Annotated in this window: 14 protein-coding genes and 1 pseudogene; 9 read left to right on the forward strand and 6 right to left on the reverse strand. The window is 69.1% G+C overall.

Annotated elements, in window-relative coordinates:
* Window positions 1–74: 74 nt before the first annotated feature.
* Window positions 75–299, reverse strand: a complete 225-nt coding sequence (locus LDL49_RS47480) for a hypothetical protein (RefSeq protein ID WP_225301540.1) — start codon at window positions 297–299, stop codon at window positions 75–77.
* A 307-nt stretch (window positions 300–606) separates the two neighbouring features.
* The gene (locus LDL49_RS47485; protein WP_225301541.1) at window positions 607–1671 is read right to left on the reverse strand and encodes a recombinase family protein; all 1065 of its coding nucleotides are present in this window, start codon (window positions 1669–1671) and stop codon (window positions 607–609) included.
* 672 nt (window positions 1672–2343) lie between these two features.
* On the opposite strand from LDL49_RS47485, the gene LDL49_RS47490 reads away from it, so the two are divergent.
* The 6 genes and pseudogenes from LDL49_RS47490 (at window position 2344) to LDL49_RS59890 (ending at window position 5149) form a co-directional block, all read left to right on the forward strand.
* Window positions 2344–3045 (forward strand): DUF433 domain-containing protein, encoded by a 702-nt coding sequence (locus LDL49_RS47490; RefSeq protein ID WP_225301542.1) that lies wholly within the window; start codon window positions 2344–2346, stop codon window positions 3043–3045.
* Window positions 3020–3202: pseudogene (locus LDL49_RS59495) on the forward strand (PIN-like domain-containing protein); the annotation flags it as partial. The gene LDL49_RS47490 and the pseudogene LDL49_RS59495, both read left to right, overlap by 26 nt.
* A 19-nt stretch (window positions 3203–3221) precedes the next feature.
* Window positions 3222–4181 (forward strand): molybdopterin-dependent oxidoreductase, encoded by a 960-nt coding sequence (locus tag LDL49_RS58815; RefSeq protein ID WP_225301543.1) that lies wholly within the window; start codon window positions 3222–3224, stop codon window positions 4179–4181.
* Between the two features lie 8 nt (window positions 4182–4189).
* A complete protein-coding gene (locus LDL49_RS47505) occupies window positions 4190–4738 on the forward strand; it encodes a hypothetical protein (protein WP_225301544.1) in 549 nt (182 codons plus the stop codon).
* Window positions 4739–4745: 7 nt separating this feature from the next.
* Window positions 4746–5054: a trehalase-like domain-containing protein gene (locus LDL49_RS47510; RefSeq protein WP_225301545.1), complete on the forward strand. Its 309-nt coding sequence runs from the start codon at window positions 4746–4748 to the stop codon at window positions 5052–5054.
* Window positions 5036–5149, forward strand: coding sequence for a hypothetical protein (locus tag LDL49_RS59890; protein ID WP_504854024.1), 114 nt, complete (start codon window positions 5036–5038; stop codon window positions 5147–5149). Before LDL49_RS47510 ends, LDL49_RS59890 begins: the two co-directional genes overlap by 19 nt.
* 80 nt (window positions 5150–5229) lie before the next feature.
* On the opposite strand, the gene LDL49_RS47515 is transcribed toward LDL49_RS59890, so the two are convergent.
* The gene (locus tag LDL49_RS47515) at window positions 5230–6720 is read right to left on the reverse strand and encodes an aromatic amino acid ammonia-lyase (protein ID WP_225301546.1); all 1491 of its coding nucleotides are present in this window, start codon (window positions 6718–6720) and stop codon (window positions 5230–5232) included.
* Window positions 6721–6782: 62 nt separating this feature from the next.
* Here LDL49_RS47515 and LDL49_RS47520 point away from each other — a divergent pair, with 62 nt between their 5' ends.
* Genes LDL49_RS47520 through LDL49_RS47530 form a run of 3 tightly spaced genes read left to right on the forward strand, consistent with a single transcriptional unit; the run spans window position 6783 to window position 11407 of the window.
* The gene (locus LDL49_RS47520) at window positions 6783–8336 is read left to right on the forward strand and encodes an NAD(P)-binding domain-containing protein (protein ID WP_225301547.1); all 1554 of its coding nucleotides are present in this window, start codon (window positions 6783–6785) and stop codon (window positions 8334–8336) included.
* The gene (locus LDL49_RS47525; protein ID WP_225301548.1) at window positions 8320–9783 is read left to right on the forward strand and encodes a class I adenylate-forming enzyme family protein; all 1464 of its coding nucleotides are present in this window, start codon (window positions 8320–8322) and stop codon (window positions 9781–9783) included. Before LDL49_RS47520 ends, LDL49_RS47525 begins: the two co-directional genes overlap by 17 nt.
* Before the next feature lies 1 nt (window position 9784).
* Window positions 9785–11407, forward strand: coding sequence for an MFS transporter (locus LDL49_RS47530; RefSeq protein ID WP_225301549.1), 1623 nt, complete (start codon window positions 9785–9787; stop codon window positions 11405–11407).
* Window positions 11408–11523: 116 nt separating this feature from the next.
* On the opposite strand, the gene LDL49_RS47535 is transcribed toward LDL49_RS47530, so the two are convergent.
* Genes LDL49_RS47535 through LDL49_RS47545 form a run of 3 tightly spaced genes read right to left on the reverse strand, consistent with a single transcriptional unit; the run spans window position 11524 to window position 14501 of the window.
* Entirely contained in the window at window positions 11524–12006 is a 483-nt protein-coding gene (locus LDL49_RS47535; RefSeq protein WP_225301550.1) for a hypothetical protein, read from the reverse strand.
* Window positions 12007–12018: 12 nt separating this feature from the next.
* Window positions 12019–13617 (reverse strand): ABC transporter permease, encoded by a 1599-nt coding sequence (locus LDL49_RS47540; RefSeq protein WP_225301551.1) that lies wholly within the window; start codon window positions 13615–13617, stop codon window positions 12019–12021.
* The gene (locus tag LDL49_RS47545) at window positions 13614–14501 is read right to left on the reverse strand and encodes an ABC transporter ATP-binding protein (RefSeq protein WP_225301552.1); all 888 of its coding nucleotides are present in this window, start codon (window positions 14499–14501) and stop codon (window positions 13614–13616) included. The genes LDL49_RS47540 and LDL49_RS47545 overlap by 4 nt, the downstream gene beginning before the upstream one ends.
* Window positions 14502–14720 lie beyond the last annotated feature (219 nt).

Here is a 14720-nt window from a genome sequence, read left to right on the forward strand (position 1 = left end):
TAGGCGGGCGACGTCACAGGTTCCGGTCGGCAGACCGATGCGGGCTTCCTGTGCTTGATGCGATCGGGAGGAAGTCAGTAGAACCTCACGAGCACGCCGTCCCGGCACACGTGCATCTCGCCGTTGTAGTAGCCGTAGTGGCCGTCGAGCCAATAGCTGCCCAGGGGGTGCATACCGCAGTGGTTCCCGGCTGCCGGTGCTGAGTGGGTCTGGGCGCTGGCGACGGTGAGGGGGGCCTGCAGGGCGGCTGCTGCCGCGACTCCCGCGATCAGGACGCGCAGTCCAGTGATCATGCGCATGCTTGATCCACCTTTCAGGGTCTGTACATGGAGAGCGCGCAAAGCTAAGGCCGTGCCGCTCACCTGCTAAGAATTACATAAAGCAATCATAACTTCACTATCCGTGTTCGCACTAGTCGTACGGAGACTGGCAGGCCGTCACCGGGGCGAGGCCACCGGCCAGGCCGGCGGGCACGAAACAACTCCATGTCTGCCACCGCCCATCCGCTGGCTCACGTTCTCGGGGCAGCAAGCTGTCACCGAGCGGTAGTGATCCTCCAATGCCAGTCGTAATTGCTTAGCGTTTACATTCCGTGCGGGCGGCTGGCTAATGGTCACCCGCCCGGCGCGGACTTCCGGCGGCGGGACGTAGCGCCCGGCAGCGGTACGGCGTCCGGGGTGGCCAGCTTGTCGACGGCCGCGCGGCGGGCCCGCTCCGGCCGCCGGTCATAGCGCGCCGTCGTGGCCGGGGAGGCGTGGCCGGGGAGGCGTGCCCGAGTAGGGCTTGCGCGGTGGCCAGGTCCACGCCGGCGTCGAGGAGTTCGCCGGTAAACGTGCGGCGGAAGTCATGCGCGTCCGGGGCTTCGGCGAGCCCGGCTTGTTCGGCGCGGTTGGCGATGACGTCGCCGACCGTCTGGCCGCTCATGTGGACGGCGACGAAGTCACTCTGGCTGACCAGGGCCTCGTGCGCGGGCCGCTCAGAGATGACCCAGTCCTCAGGCAGACTCCACCGCTGAACCTGACGATGACCCAGGCCGGTATTCGACGTGTCCATCAGGTCGTACGCCGACGGCTGCCGGTTCCACACCTCATGACCGGTGTAGCGGGGACTGGCCAGGATCGCGCGGACCGTAGTCAGTGTCCACCGCTCGGCACTCCGATGCGCATTGCGCTGCGGGTCCGCCACCGACGGGCAGGGGATGTCCATGTCGTTCAGGGCACTAGTGATCCGCGCCAGGCTATGCCCAGCCAGTCGCCGGCCGAACATCCACTTCACGATCTCAGCGGTCGCCGGATCCGGCTCCAGCCGATGCGCGCGGCGGCCCCACGCCGCGTGCGCCCGGTTGGGATGCGGTCCCGCGTCCACCAGCCGATACCCGTACGGCGGCCGCCCGCCCAGATACCGGCCCTGCACGCTCACCTGGGCGGCCATCGCCGTCCGTACCCGGATCCGTGTCCGGGTGATCTCCCGTTTCGACTGCACTCCCAGCTCGACCATCAACCGCTCGTGGCCTTCGGCCTGGAAATCGACCCGGCCACCAGCTTCCGGCAGCCACAACTGCACACCGTAGTGTTCGAACAACGGAGCCATCAGGCTGAACTGATTACCGTAGAACGCACGCTCGTACTCGCCCACCACGATCGCGTCGAAGGCCCGATCCGGATCGGCCATCGCCAGTACCAGCGCAGCCGCCTGCGTCCGCCTTGACCAGGGCAGTACCCGGCTCTCCCCACGTCGAAGAACTCCGCCACGATCCGGCCGGACCCCGCCACCAGCGCCTCGGCCTGAGCCCGCTGCCGTGCCCGCGACGTCACCGGATCCTGATGATCCTCCGTCGACACCCGGCCGTAGGAGGCGAACCGCAACGCACCCCCCGCGCCGCGCCGTAGGCCGATTCCGCGACCGCTCCACCCACGCCAGCAACCCGTCCCCACGTGTACCCGGCAGCGTCCTGGTTCTCCCCGACCTCGTCGGATTTGAAGGCACTCGCTCAGAATGAACGAACCCACATCAGCACACACGAGAAATCCCACTCATATAGCCTTGAAGCCATATGCACAGAAGACGATAAATGACCAAATCACACGAAATACCATTTATGCAGTCAACCCCCTGTTGCTGGCTATGAGCTGGCAGGGAGCAGGACCCGCCACCACCTCGCTCCCGGACCCTCAGGAATCCGAATCACGCCGGATACCTCTTTCCCGGGGCCATGATCGCGGCGCGGATACGAGCCGCTTCAATAAACGCCCCGTCCACTTCATCGGTGCAGATTCCGGGCGCCTAAGGCGCCGCGATGATGCATGATAGAGGGGCTCAACGACGTGGACCCAGGAGGTGGGCATGGCCATCGATCGGTTCGCCACACCGTTGTACGGCATCGCCGAAGCGGCCGGCTACCTCTCGATCCCCGCCTCCACCTTCACCACCTGGGCCTTCGGCTACCAGCGCCGCCAACGTGACGGCCGAGCCGTTCACGCCAAGCCGGTCATCACTGCCGTTCGAGCGGGGCGGCCGAACGAGGCCTCGGTGCCTTTCATCGGACTGGCCGAGGGATACGCCCTGGCCACGTTCCGGCAGGCAGGCGTGCCACTCCAGCGCATCCGCCCGGAGATCGACGCACTCCAGCGCGAACTCGGCCTGGAACACGCCCTTGCCAGCCGCCGGCTCTTCACCGACGGCGCCGAAGTCCTCTACGACTACGCCGAGAACGTCGGCGACGACTCGGCGCGCGAACTGGTCGTCGTCCGCAACAACCAACGCGTCTTCACCGAGGTCGTGGATAGCTACCTGCGCCGGGTGGACTTCGCCCACGATGGCTACGCCCAGGTGATCACCCTCCCGCAATACCGCGTCGCCAAGGTCACGGTCGACGCCGACCATGCCTTCGGTCGGCCCCGGTTCGCCCACGGCGGCGCCAAGCTCGAAGACGTGATCGATCTGTTTCGGGCCGGTGAACCCGTCGACGTCGTAGCAGAGGAATACGGGCTCACCCGCGACGAGATCGAGGACGTCCTGCGTGTCGCCACTCGAACAGCCGCGTAAGTTCTTCGTCGACCGCAGCCTCGGCCGGGTCGCAGTCCCCAGATTGCTCCGCGAAGCGGGATGGGACCTGATCACCCTGGCCGAACACTACGGCGTGCCCCAAGACGAAACGATCGAAGACACCCGCTGGATCGAAGACAGCGCCAAACTCGGCTGGGCCGTCCTAGCTGTGGTCGGTGATACCGAAGCTGTTCACCTGGCCACCGGCCCGCTCCCCCGCCGAAGCCGTGGAGCGTGCCAGCCTGCTGCTCCTCGTCGGCGGCGCGGTGTTCGAGTTCGTCACCGGCATCCTGAACATCCAGCTCTTCTACGTCTTCCCATTCTCCTTCTACCCGGCCCACCTGTACGGGGCGTGGATCTTCCTCGCGGCCTTCGTCGTCCACGTCGCCTTCGAGCTGCCGAAGATGATCCGATCGCTGCGCTCGCGGAGCCTGCTCCATGAGCTGCGGACCAGGCTGGAAGAGACCCGGCCGGAGCCACCCGATCCCGATGGCCTGGTTCCCCCGTCTCCGGCGGAGCCCACCATGTCCCGGCGAGGCGTGCTCGCCTTCGTGGGCAGCGCCTCGCTGCTCACCCTCGGCCTGTCCGTCGGCCAGACAATAGACGGACCGCTGCGCCGCACCGCGCTACTGGCCCCGCACGGACGGGTCTACGGCCCCGGCGCCAACGACTTCCAGGTGAACAAGTCCGCCACCGCCATGGGTGTCCATCTGGCGGACACCGGCCCGGCATGGAGGCTGGAGCTGGCCGGACCGCATCCGGCGCGCCTGAGCCGCGCCGAACTGCTGGCGATGCCGCTGCACACCTACGCGCTGCCGATCGCGTGCGTGGAGGGATGGTCCACCGAAGAGTCGTGGACGGGCGTACGGCTGGCCGATCTGGCCCGGCTGGCAGGGGTGGTGCCCGGCACGGCGGAGGTGCTCGTCGAATCCCTGCAACGCGGCGGCTCCTTCAGCCGGGCGTCGCTGAGCGCGGGTCAGGTGGCCGACCCCCGCTCCCTGGTCGCCTTGCGGGTCAACGGCGCCGATCTGTCCCTCGACCACGGCTATCCCGCCAGGATCATCGTCCCGAACGCCCCAGGCGTCCACAACACGAAATGGGTCCGCGAACTCAGCTTCCATCCGACGGCGAAATGAGTGACGACATGCCTTCCCGGATCCGCAGGAGGATGGCCAGCCGCTATGGGGCCGACCCGTTGCACCTGCTGGCGCTGCTCGCCTGCTTCGCCCTGGCCGGATACGCCGCGAGTCGTGTCGTCGCCGCGGGCATCTGGATCGGCTTCCTGGTGTGGTTCGTCGGCGCCGCGATCATCCACGACCTCCTGCTGTACCCGCTGTACGCCCTCGCCGACGTCGCCGCGCAACGGCGGCCGTGGCGTCGCCGCCGGCGACCGTCCGGCACCCCCACCTGGCCGCCACCGATCAATTACCTGCGCATACCGGTCGCGCTGTCCGGTCTGCTGTTCCTCATCTGGTTCCCCCTCATCCTCCGACTGGCCGAGGGCAACTACCACCGGTCAACGGCGCTGGACGCGAGCCCGTACCTCGGCCGCTGGCTGCTGGTCACCGGCGTGCTCTTCGCCGGATCCGCACTCGCGTACGCCATCCGGCTGCGCCGACACAAGGCCGCGGCTGAGCCGCGACGGCCCCGCCTTCGCCCACCGCAAGCCCCGCGATCCTCGCCGAGTGGATGAGGCGCCCTTGAGCACCAGGCCGATCAGCGACCACGCCCTGCTGGGGGACTGCCGATCCGCGGCCCTGGTCACCTCCGACGGCTCGGTGGACTGGCTCTGCATGCCGCGCTTCGACAGCCCATCGATCTTCGCCCGGCTGCTCGACGAGAACGCCGGGCACTGGTCCATCCGGCCCACCCGGCCCACGGAGATCACCCGCAGGTATCTGGACGACACCCTGGTGCTGGAGACCACCTTCCGTGGCCCCGACGGAACCGTGGTACTCGTGGACGCCCTCTGTCGCCCTTCGCCCCCCAGGTGCCCGGGGGCGAGGTGAGCGCCGCGCCGCTGCTCTGGTTGACCGCCGTCGCGTTGGCGCTCGTTCTGGCCGGTGTCACCGCCTTCCAGCGGCGCGACCTGGTCGGCAACTGACTCGTGGGAGTTGCCCTGCAAATGCGAGACGAAGCGCCGTCCGTCATCCCCGGGGCTCTGCCGCACAGGATGGCAGGACTTCAGGGGAGTATCGCGGTGAGCAACCCACCGGCCTTGCGGACATCGGCGTCCAGCGGGCGGTCGGGATCGACGGGAGGGATCGCCTCGACCAGGGCGTCGAGGAGTGCCGCGCAGCCTGGGGCCGTGGGGCGGCGGGCGCCGACGTACGCTGCCTGCCGCAGTCCCACCGCCAGCGAGCCGCAGAGCAGGTGCAGCAGGGCGGCCATGTCATAGGCGCGAAGGGCGGCCTGGGTACCGAACGGCACGACATCCTGGTTGTGCAGGTTGGTCGGCAGGCTCTGCATGCCGGCCGGAACGGCAGCGCGGCGGATCTCGGCGACGAACGCGGTCGTGGCGAGCTGTACGCCTTGCATCCCGTGTTGGCGGCCGGGCCCGGCGGCGAGCATCGGGGGGAGCCCGCCATTGCGGGCCGGGTCGACGAGGAGGTCGAGCTGCCGCTCGGTGAGGTTGCCGAGCTGAGCGGTGACCATCGCCAGGACATCGGCGGCGAACGCGGCCGGCTGCCCGAAGAAGTTACCGCCGTGCACCACCAGGTCGTCGTCGGGGAAGAACAGCGGGTTGTCGCTGACGCTGGACAGGTCGGCCTCGACGACACCGTCGACGTACCGCAGGGCGTCCTCGGCGGCGCCCAGCAGTTGCGGGGAGCAGCGGATGCTGTACGGCTCCTGCAGCGCACGTGTGCGGGTCGGGATGATCCCGGAAAGGGTCTTGCGCATGCCGTCGGCGACGTCGATCGCGCCGGGATGGCCATAGGCGTCGAGCAGACGCGGGTTGAGGAAGCCCGGGTCGCAGCCGAGCAGATCGACCAGCAGACAGGTGAGCGCCTGTATCGCGCGGTGGGAGGACCGGATGCTGTCCAGGGCCAGGGCGGTCGCGGCGGTGGTGAGGGAGGTGCCGTTGACGAGCGCGAGGGCATCCCGGCCGTCGAGCGTCAACGGGGTCAACCCAGCATGGCGCAGCGCCTCGGCGGCGGGCATCCGCCGGCCGTCGACAGACGCCTGTCCCCGGCCACGCAATGCCTGGGCGGCATAGGCGAGCGGGATCAGGTCTCCGCTCGCGCCGACCGAACCGTAGCGTGGGATCACCGGAACGAACGTCGTGGCGAACATCGCGGCCAGCCCGTCGACCACGTGAGCCGACACCCCGGACAGTCCCTGGGCGAGAGACCACACGCGCACGAGAATCGCGGCGCGGCTCACGTCATGGGCCAGATCCGGCCCCTGCCCGGCACCGAGGTGGGCCAGGGTGTTGTCGCACTGGTCCGCCTCCTCGTCCCGGCCGGCGAACCCGACCAGGGCGCCGAAGCCGGTGGTCGCGCCGTAGACCGGGCGTTCCTCCTCCTTCAGCACGCCGCGCAGATGGTCACGGCCGCGCTCGACGCGGCCGCGGACGGCCTCGTCGACCACGACGGAGACCGGTGTCGCGGCGCGGTGCAGGTCGGCGGAGCGCAGCGGGGCGCTGAGGTTGATGGAGCCTTCGACGGCGGGCATGCCTGGACCATAGGCGGTGAATTCTCAGAATCCTCTGAGAATCCGTCCGTAGCTTCCGGATCATGGCTCATGACTATTTGATCATCGGGGCCGGACCGGCCGGGCTGCAGCTCGCCGCGCTGCTGGAACTGGGCGGTCACGACTATGTCGTCCTGGAACGCGGAGCCGGGCCGGGTACCTTCTTCACCCGGTTCCCACGGCACCGCCAGCTGATCTCCATCAACAAGGTGCACACCGGGTATGAGGACCCGGAGTTGCGGCTGCGGATGGACTGGAACTCGTTGCTCAGCGACGATCCGGAGCTGCTGTTCACCCGGTACAGCGAGCTGTACTTCCCGCAGGCCGACGATCTCGTGCGCTACCTGTCCGACTTCGCGTCGGCGACCGGCGTCCGGGTGCACTACGACACCCACGTCTCCCGGATCAGCCGGGACGACGATGGGTTCACCGCCGTCGACCTCGGTGGACGTTCATGGCGGGGCCGGCGGCTGGTCGTGGCCACCGGCGTCTCCCAGCCGTACATCCCGCCGATCCCCGGCATCGAGGCCGCAGAACGCTACGACACGTTCGAGACCGACCCGGCGTCCTTCGTCGACCAGCGGGTCCTGGTGATCGGCAAGGGCAACTCGGGGTTCGAGACCGCCGAGGCACTCATGGACAAGGCCGCGGTCATCCACGTCGCCGGGCCGCACTCCATCAAGATGGCCTGGCAGTCGCACTTCGTCGGGCACCTACGCGCGGTCAACAACAACTTTCTCGACAGCTACCAGCTGAAGTCCCAGAACTCGGTCCTCGACGGCACGGTGGAAAGCATCGAACGCCGTGATGACGGTCGCTTCCGGGTGATGTTCCGCTACGCCCGTACCGTGGAAGCGCTGCGCGAGCTGTTCTACGACCGGGTGATCGTGTGCACCGGTTTCCGGTTCGACGCCTCGGCGTTCGACGACAGTTGCCGGCCGGCGCTGGTCATCAACGACCGTTTCCCCGAGCAGACGTCAGCGTATGAGTCGACCACCGTGCCCGGTCTGTACTTCGCCGGCACGCTCACCCAGCAGCGCGATTTCAAGAAGTCCACGAGCGGGTTCATCCACGGCTTCCGCTATGGGGTGCGTGCGCTCCACCGGATCCTGGCCACCCGCTACCACGGTGGGACCTGGCCTGCCAGGAAGGTCGAGCCGACCCCGGAGGCGATCAGCGACGCGATCATCGCCCGGGTCAACCGCTCTTCCGCGCTGTGGCAGCAGTTCGGCGTGCTCGGAGACGTGGTCACCGTTGAGGGCGACACCGCGCTGTACCAGGAGGAGGTCCCGGTGGCGTACGCCGCCGACGGCGGCCTCGGCCGTGCCCGGCACACGTTCGTCGTCACCCTGGAGTACGGAAAGGATCACGACGCCGTCGACCCGTTCGACATCTCGATCCGGAGGGTCGTCGAGAACGACGTCGCCAACGCTCACGACGCGAACTACCTGCACCCGGTGGTGCGGCACTACCGAGAGGGGACGCCGACCGGCGTCCACCACCTCGCCGAGAACCTGGACAACCAGTGGAACCTGCCGGCGGTGCACCAGCAGCCCCTGGCCGTCTTCGTCAAGGAGTGCCTTGCCGACGCCGGCTGAACCCTACCCGCGTTCCATCCTGGACCTCCTTGGCGCGGCCGGGGACCGATCCGTCTTCGAGCATGGTGCCCGTACCGTCACCGGCGCGCAGATGCTCGACCTCGTCCGGCGGATGGCCACCGGACTGCGCGCGGCGGCCATCGGGCCAGGGGACGGCCTCGCCATGCTGCTGGGCGTCACTGCCGAAGCGTTCGCCGCGATGATCGCCGGCTACGTCGTGGGGGCTCGGGTCGTCGGTGTGCGGCCCGGGCTGTCCGACGGCCAACTGCGCCACGTGCTCCACCAGGACGTCGCCGCGGTCGTGACCGACGCGGCCACCGGGCCGGAGCACGCTCCGCGCACCCTGACCGTCTCCGAGCTGCTGGCCGCACCCGACGAGGACGGTCCGCTGCACCTGTCCGGCCACCCGCACGACGTCGCCCGGCTCGTCTACACCAGCGGCAGCACCGGCACACCAAAGGCATGCGCACAGACCTACGCCGCGCTGAACGCGGCGTGGACGGCCCGCCCGGCGGCGTGGCCGCCGGCGATCCGAGAACTGGCGTCCCGCCTGCGGCGCTACCTCGTATTCGGGTCGCTGAGCAGCCAAGTGATGATGGAGTACGGTGTCCTCACCCTTGCCGCGGGCGGGACCATGGTCGTCGCCGACCCGCCCGTGTTTCCCGACGCGATCACCAGACATCGGGCGTCCGCCAGCGTCATCACCGTGCCCCGCCTGTACAAACTCGTCGCCGCGCAGCGTAGCGCTCCGGCCGACCTGAGCAGCCTGCGGGCGCTCATGGTGTCCGGGTCACCGCTGGAGGCGTCCCGGCTCCGCGAAGCACTCGATGTGCTCGGCCCGATCGTGTTCCAGGGCTACGGGCAGAGCGAGACCGGCACGATCTCCATGGCCAGGCCGTCAGATGTCGCCCCTTCGGTCGGGTTCCCGCCCGACGTCATCGACGTCGTGATCCGGGACGCGGACGGCAGGCCCGTCCCGCCCGGTGTCGACGGCGAGCTGTACGTCCGCACACCCTCCCAGGCCATCGGGTACTGGGCCGAACCGACGCAGACCGCGGAGGTGTTCATCGACGGGTGGGTGCGTACCCGGGACCTGGGCCACTTCGACCGGGACGGGCGACTGTACCTGGCCGGGCGGACGCGGGACGTCATCATCGTCAACGCGAACCTCTACTACGCCGGTCCGATCGAGCGGGTCCTGGCCGCTTCCCCTGACATCGCGGAGGCGTACGTGATCGGCGCCCCGGACGAGGACACCGGCGAGGCGGTGCACGCATTCGTGGTACCAGTGGCGGGCCGGGCCCTCGACCTCGCCTCGCTGCGGACACTGGTCAGCGAGCGACTCGGTGACGCATGCGTACCGGCGACCATCACCGTCATCGACGAGGCGCCGACGGCGCCGAACGGCAAACCGGACAAGCGCCTCCTGATGAGGAGCGGGTACTGACGTGAGATCTGCCTCGTACGAACATCCTTTGGCGTTCTGGTCCGGCGTAACGATCACCACGGTCGGCGTGCTGTTACAGCTGCCGAGCTACTTCATGGCCCATGACATGCGCTATCACCTTGCCGGCATGCCCGTGACGACCGAGATGGCCGTCGGCATGGTCCTGCTGTTCATCGGCGTCGGCATCACCACCTACAGCCTGTTCCCGAAGTCCCGAGGCAGCCGGCCCGAGCTGAGCAAGGTGAGCATCACCCCTCTCGACGACGCGCCGATCAGGCCCGCCCACATCGGGCTGCTCCTGGTCATGGCGGCCGCCATCACGATCGACGTGATGAAACCGACCGCCTTCGCGTTCCTCGCGCCCGGCGCCGCGGCGGAGTACGGGCTGCGCGGACCGCTGAACCCGACGGCGGACGCGCTGCCGATCGGCCTCTACCCGCTGGCCGGCATCTCCGGAACCATGATCGGCTCGTTCATCTGGGGATGGCTGGGCGATCGCATCGGCCGACGGGCGTCCATCCTGCTGGCGGCGATCATCTTCATCGCGACGTCGACGTGCGGCACCATGCCCGAGTTCTGGATGAACCTGATCACATGCTTCGTCATGGGTCTCGGCGTCGGCGGCATGCTGCCCCTCACCTTCGTGCTGCTCTCGGAGACGGTACCGAGGAGACATCGCGGCTGGATGATCGTGCTCATCGGCAGCGACATCGCCGGCGCCTACATCATCGTGAGCTGGCTGGCCTCCACCTGGGCCGCGCCGGACCAGCTCGGCTGGCGCCTGCTGTGGCTGATCGGCCTTCCCACCGGTCTCATCCTGCTGCTGCTGAACCGCTGGATCCCGGAGTCGCCGCGCTTCCTGATCAAGCAGGGCCGCGATGAGGAGGCCCAGTCCGTCATGCGCAAATACGGCGCCACCATCGTCGAGACGCCGTCCGAGCTCGCCGTCGAGCAGAACCTGGAACGCGGCTCCCGGCTGGCGTTCAGCAAGCCGTTCCTCGGCCTGACCGTCGTCGTCGTCCTGCTGGCCCTGAGCATCGGCACCACCCAGTACGGCTTCCAGCAGTGGATGCCGTCCAACCTCCAGCGGCTCGGCTTCTCCGAGGTGAACGCCAGCGAGATCCTCCGTAACGCCGCGATCATCGGATTCCCGTTCAGCCTGCCGATCGCGCTGCTGTACGGATTCTGGAGCAGCAAGAAGACCATCATCCTCGTGACCGCGGTGATGGGCGGCTCCCTCGCCACCTTCGCGTTGCTGGGCGATCAGGTGGCCGCCAACCGCACTCTGCTGTACGTCCTGCTCGTTGTGCCGGTATGGGGAATCAGCATCCTGAACGCCGTGCTCGCCGCCTACACCGCGGAGATCTATCCGACCGTGATCCGCGCCCGCACCAGCGGTCTGTCCGCTGGAGCGACCAAGGCCGGTGGCGTGCTGATCCTGGCCCTGGTGGTCACCGCCGTCGCGATCCCTTCCGTACGAGTGACCGCCGCTGTCGGCGTCATCCCGATGGCCCTGGCCATGATCGCCCTCATCGCCTTCGGCCCGGAAACCCGGCACAAGCAACTCGAACGCATCACGGCCGAGGAGCTCATGTCGTCCTCCCGACGATCCGGCGAATTGTAGGCAGCTCCGGGCTGGGCGATCTTGTTCGCCGGGCACGAAGCGTCATCCCCCGCACCGCAGCCTCAGACCGAACGGTAACCTTTGTGATCTACACATGAAGGGACCGATCTACGGCTCTACGGCCGCGTTCTTGATCCAGCGTCCCCAACGAGGACTGCGCGAGAACTGTGTAGCGATGACCTTCCCGGACGGGAGAGCCCCATCTGGACGTCGGTTCTCTTGCGCTCGGAGGCGTTGGCCACGAGTAGTTGCGCGCCCAGGAGTGTTCCGCCCAGGCCGAGGAACGTCCGGACTGTCTCCAGCGCGAGGCGAGGCCGTACCGTCGCCTCCAGGTAGTCGTCGGTCTCCGAGGGCAGTGCGTCGCGTGGAGCGGTGCGGGCGAACCGTACGAGCAGGATCGCCGCTCCGAGCAGTGCCGCGCTCAGGGCGATACCTGTCGGCGGGCCGAGACCGTACAGCAGGGCGATGACGATGACGACGACGATGACGGGTGGGATGCCGAGCCGCTCGGCCGGCCGTCCGGAGCCCACGACCAGACGGTCGGCGGCCAGGGCGAGCACCGCCAGGCCGGCCACGCTGAGAATCGCCAGAGTCAGCACCGCAGGCCCCCGTCAGTCGCCGCTCAGGTCGCGGCGGCCGAACGCGGCGATCCCGGCCAGGGCGAGCAGCGCCGCGACTCCGGCCAGCCAGACGAGCGGCACGGCGCTGAACTGGCCACCGGGGACCTGCGGGAGGTGGAAGTAGGGCGAGATGGCGCGGACGCGTTCGTCGATCTGCAGCAGCTGGCCCAGCTGTCCGAGGAGCACGAAGGTCACCAGCGCCGCCCACGTGAGCGCTGTGAGCTTGGGCAGCGCGCCGAACAGCAGCACCGCCAGCCCCGCCAGCACCCACACCGCCGGCACCTGGACCAGGGCCGCACCCAGGATGCGTACCGCTTCGGTGAGGGGTTGCCCGGTCCGCAGCCCATGCGTGAGCCCCGCGGCGAAACCGGTGACGGCGAGGATCACGGCGCTGCCGAGCAGCGCGAACGCCAGGTGGCCGGCCAGCCACCGCCATCGCGGCACGGCGGTGGACAGCACCGGTTCGGCGCGCGCCGCGGCCTCCTCGGTCCGCGACCGCAGCGCGGCCTGCACGGCGTAGCCTCCGGCGACCACTCCACACAGGCCCAGTTCGGTGGCGAAGAAGGTGTCCACCAGCGTGTCCCCGCCGCCCACCATGGAGATCAGTTCGGCGATCCGCGGGTTGTCGCTCACGATGTCGCGCATGCTTTCGGCCAGTGTCCCGAACACGGCACCGGCCACGGCGAAGCCGATCGTCCAGGCGAGCAGCGCGCCGCGGTGCAGCCGCCAGGCCAGGGCGAGGGGGCTGCGCAGGGAGTGGGCGGCGTTCGCGGGGCCGCTTCGTGGCGCCATCATCCCGGCTCCGAGGTCGCGCCGCCGTGCCAGCAGGCCGGACGCGCCCAGCAGGAGGAGGCCGGCGACCGCGATCAAAGCCGGCACCCACCAGCGCTCCCCGGCGAACGGGCGCAGGCGCTGCGCCCACCCCAGCGGGGACAGCCATGACACCGCCTCGACGTCGGCGGCGTCACCTGCCGCCCGTACCAGGAAGCACAGTGCCAGGGCGGAGCACGCGATGGCGTTGGCGGTCCGTGCGCCCTCCGTCAACTGCGCGGCCAGCACGGACAGGCCGGTGAACACCCAGCCCACCCCGGCGATCGCCAGACCGAGAGCGAGCGAACCAGCAGCGGGGAGCCCCTGCGCGGATAGGCCGAGGCCGATGAGCAGGCCGGTGGCGAGGTTCGCCAGGCTCGCGACGAGCACCGCGGCGGCGGGCAGCGCATGGCGGCCGACCGCCCCCGCGCCGATGAGCTCCGCTCTCCCGCTCTCCTCCTCCGCCCGGGTGTGCCGGGTGACCAGCAGGATGCTCATCAAGGCGGTCAGGACGGCGGCGATGGTGGTCGCTCGCCAGGCAATCAGGCCGCCCACAGACGTGGGGTCGAACACCGGCCCGGTCAGGGCGCGCATCGCCGGATTGCCGCTGATCATGGCTCCCAGTGCGAGGCGCTGCGCTGGATCGGCGTACACCGACGTGATCGCCGAAGCGATGGCGGAAACCACCCCGCCGATCGCCACGACCCAGACCGGAAGTAGCAGGCGATCACGGCGCAGCACAAGCCGAACCAGCAGGCCGGTGCCGGCGAAGGCGGTCATGACGCCATCACCTGGTAGTGCCGCAGGAACAGCTCCTCCAGCGTGGGCGGCCGGCAGGTCAGGCCGCGCACCCCGCACCCGACCAGGGTTCGCAACACGTCCTGCAGCCGGTCGGCGTCCGCCTCGAAATGGATCTGGGAGCCGTTGACCACCAGGTTGTGCGCACCGGGCAGGTCGGCGGGCACGTGTTCGAGTTCGGCGCTGATCGAGGTGCGGGTCAGGTGGCGCAGCTCGGCCAGCGTCCCGCTCTCCACCGCGCGTCCGTCGCGGATGATGGTCACCCGGTCGCACAGCGCCTCGACCTCGGACAGGATGTGGCTGGACAGCAGCACGGTACGGCCGTTGCGGCGTTCCTCATTGACGCAGTCGCGAAAGACCGCCTCCATCAGCGGGTCCAGCCCGGCGGTCGGCTCGTCGAGCAGCAGGAGCTCGACGTCGGAGGCGAGCGCCGCGATCAGGGCGACCTTCTGGCGGTTGCCCTTGGAGTAGGTTCGGCCCTTCTTGGTCGGGTCCAGGGCGAAGCGCTCCAGCAGCATCGCGCGTCGCCGCGGGTCCAGCCCGCCGCGCAGGCGTCCGATCAGGTCGATGGCCTCGCCGCCGGACAGCGTCGGCCACAGCGTCACGTCGCCCGGCACGTACGCCAGCCGCCTGTGCAGCTCGACCGCGTCCCGCCAGGGATCGCCGCCGAGCAGCTCGGCATGGCCGGCATCAGCCCGCAGCAGGCCCAGCAGGACCCGCAGAGTGGTGGTCTTTCCCGCGCCGTTCGGGCCGAGGAATCCGTGCACCTCGCCCGCACTGACGACCAGTTCCAGGCCGTCCAACGCCCGTACGGCACCGAAACGCTTGGTCAGGCCGCTGATCAGGATGGCAGGAATGTCCGGCACGGTGCGCCTCCATGAAGCCGGTCGGATATGACGTTGCCGACCAGACTTCCCGGCGCTCCGCCTTTGACGGTAACAGCGCCGTGCGGGCCCCGCCAGGCCCATCTCGATGGACTTATGACGCTCGACGTCCAGGCCTTCAGAATCAGGAACCGCCACGGCTGAGATCAGGGCGGTGGTCTCGTCCCTTGCTCGGCGTCCGGCAGGCGGGCCAGCGAGGGG

Origin of the sequence: Nonomuraea aurantiaca (genome assembly GCF_020215705.1) — a bacterium.
Lineage (GTDB): Bacteria > Actinomycetota > Actinomycetes > Streptosporangiales > Streptosporangiaceae > Nonomuraea > Nonomuraea aurantiaca.

Coding starts and splice junctions, on each gene's coding strand:
- LDL49_RS47480 (WP_225301540.1), bottom strand. CDS start 299: ATGCGCATGATCACTGGACTGCGCGTCCTGATCGCGGGAGTCGCGGCA.
- LDL49_RS47485 (WP_225301541.1), bottom strand. CDS start 1,671: ATGGCCGATCCGGATCGGGCCTTCGACGCGATCGTGGTGGGCGAGTAC.
- LDL49_RS47490 (WP_225301542.1), top strand. CDS start 2,344: ATGGCCATCGATCGGTTCGCCACACCGTTGTACGGCATCGCCGAAGCG.
- LDL49_RS47505 (WP_225301544.1), top strand. CDS start 4,190: ATGCCTTCCCGGATCCGCAGGAGGATGGCCAGCCGCTATGGGGCCGAC.
- LDL49_RS47515 (WP_225301546.1), bottom strand. CDS start 6,720: ATGCCCGCCGTCGAAGGCTCCATCAACCTCAGCGCCCCGCTGCGCTCC.
- LDL49_RS47520 (WP_225301547.1), top strand. CDS start 6,783: ATGGCTCATGACTATTTGATCATCGGGGCCGGACCGGCCGGGCTGCAG.
- LDL49_RS47540 (WP_225301551.1), bottom strand. CDS start 13,617: ATGACCGCCTTCGCCGGCACCGGCCTGCTGGTTCGGCTTGTGCTGCGC.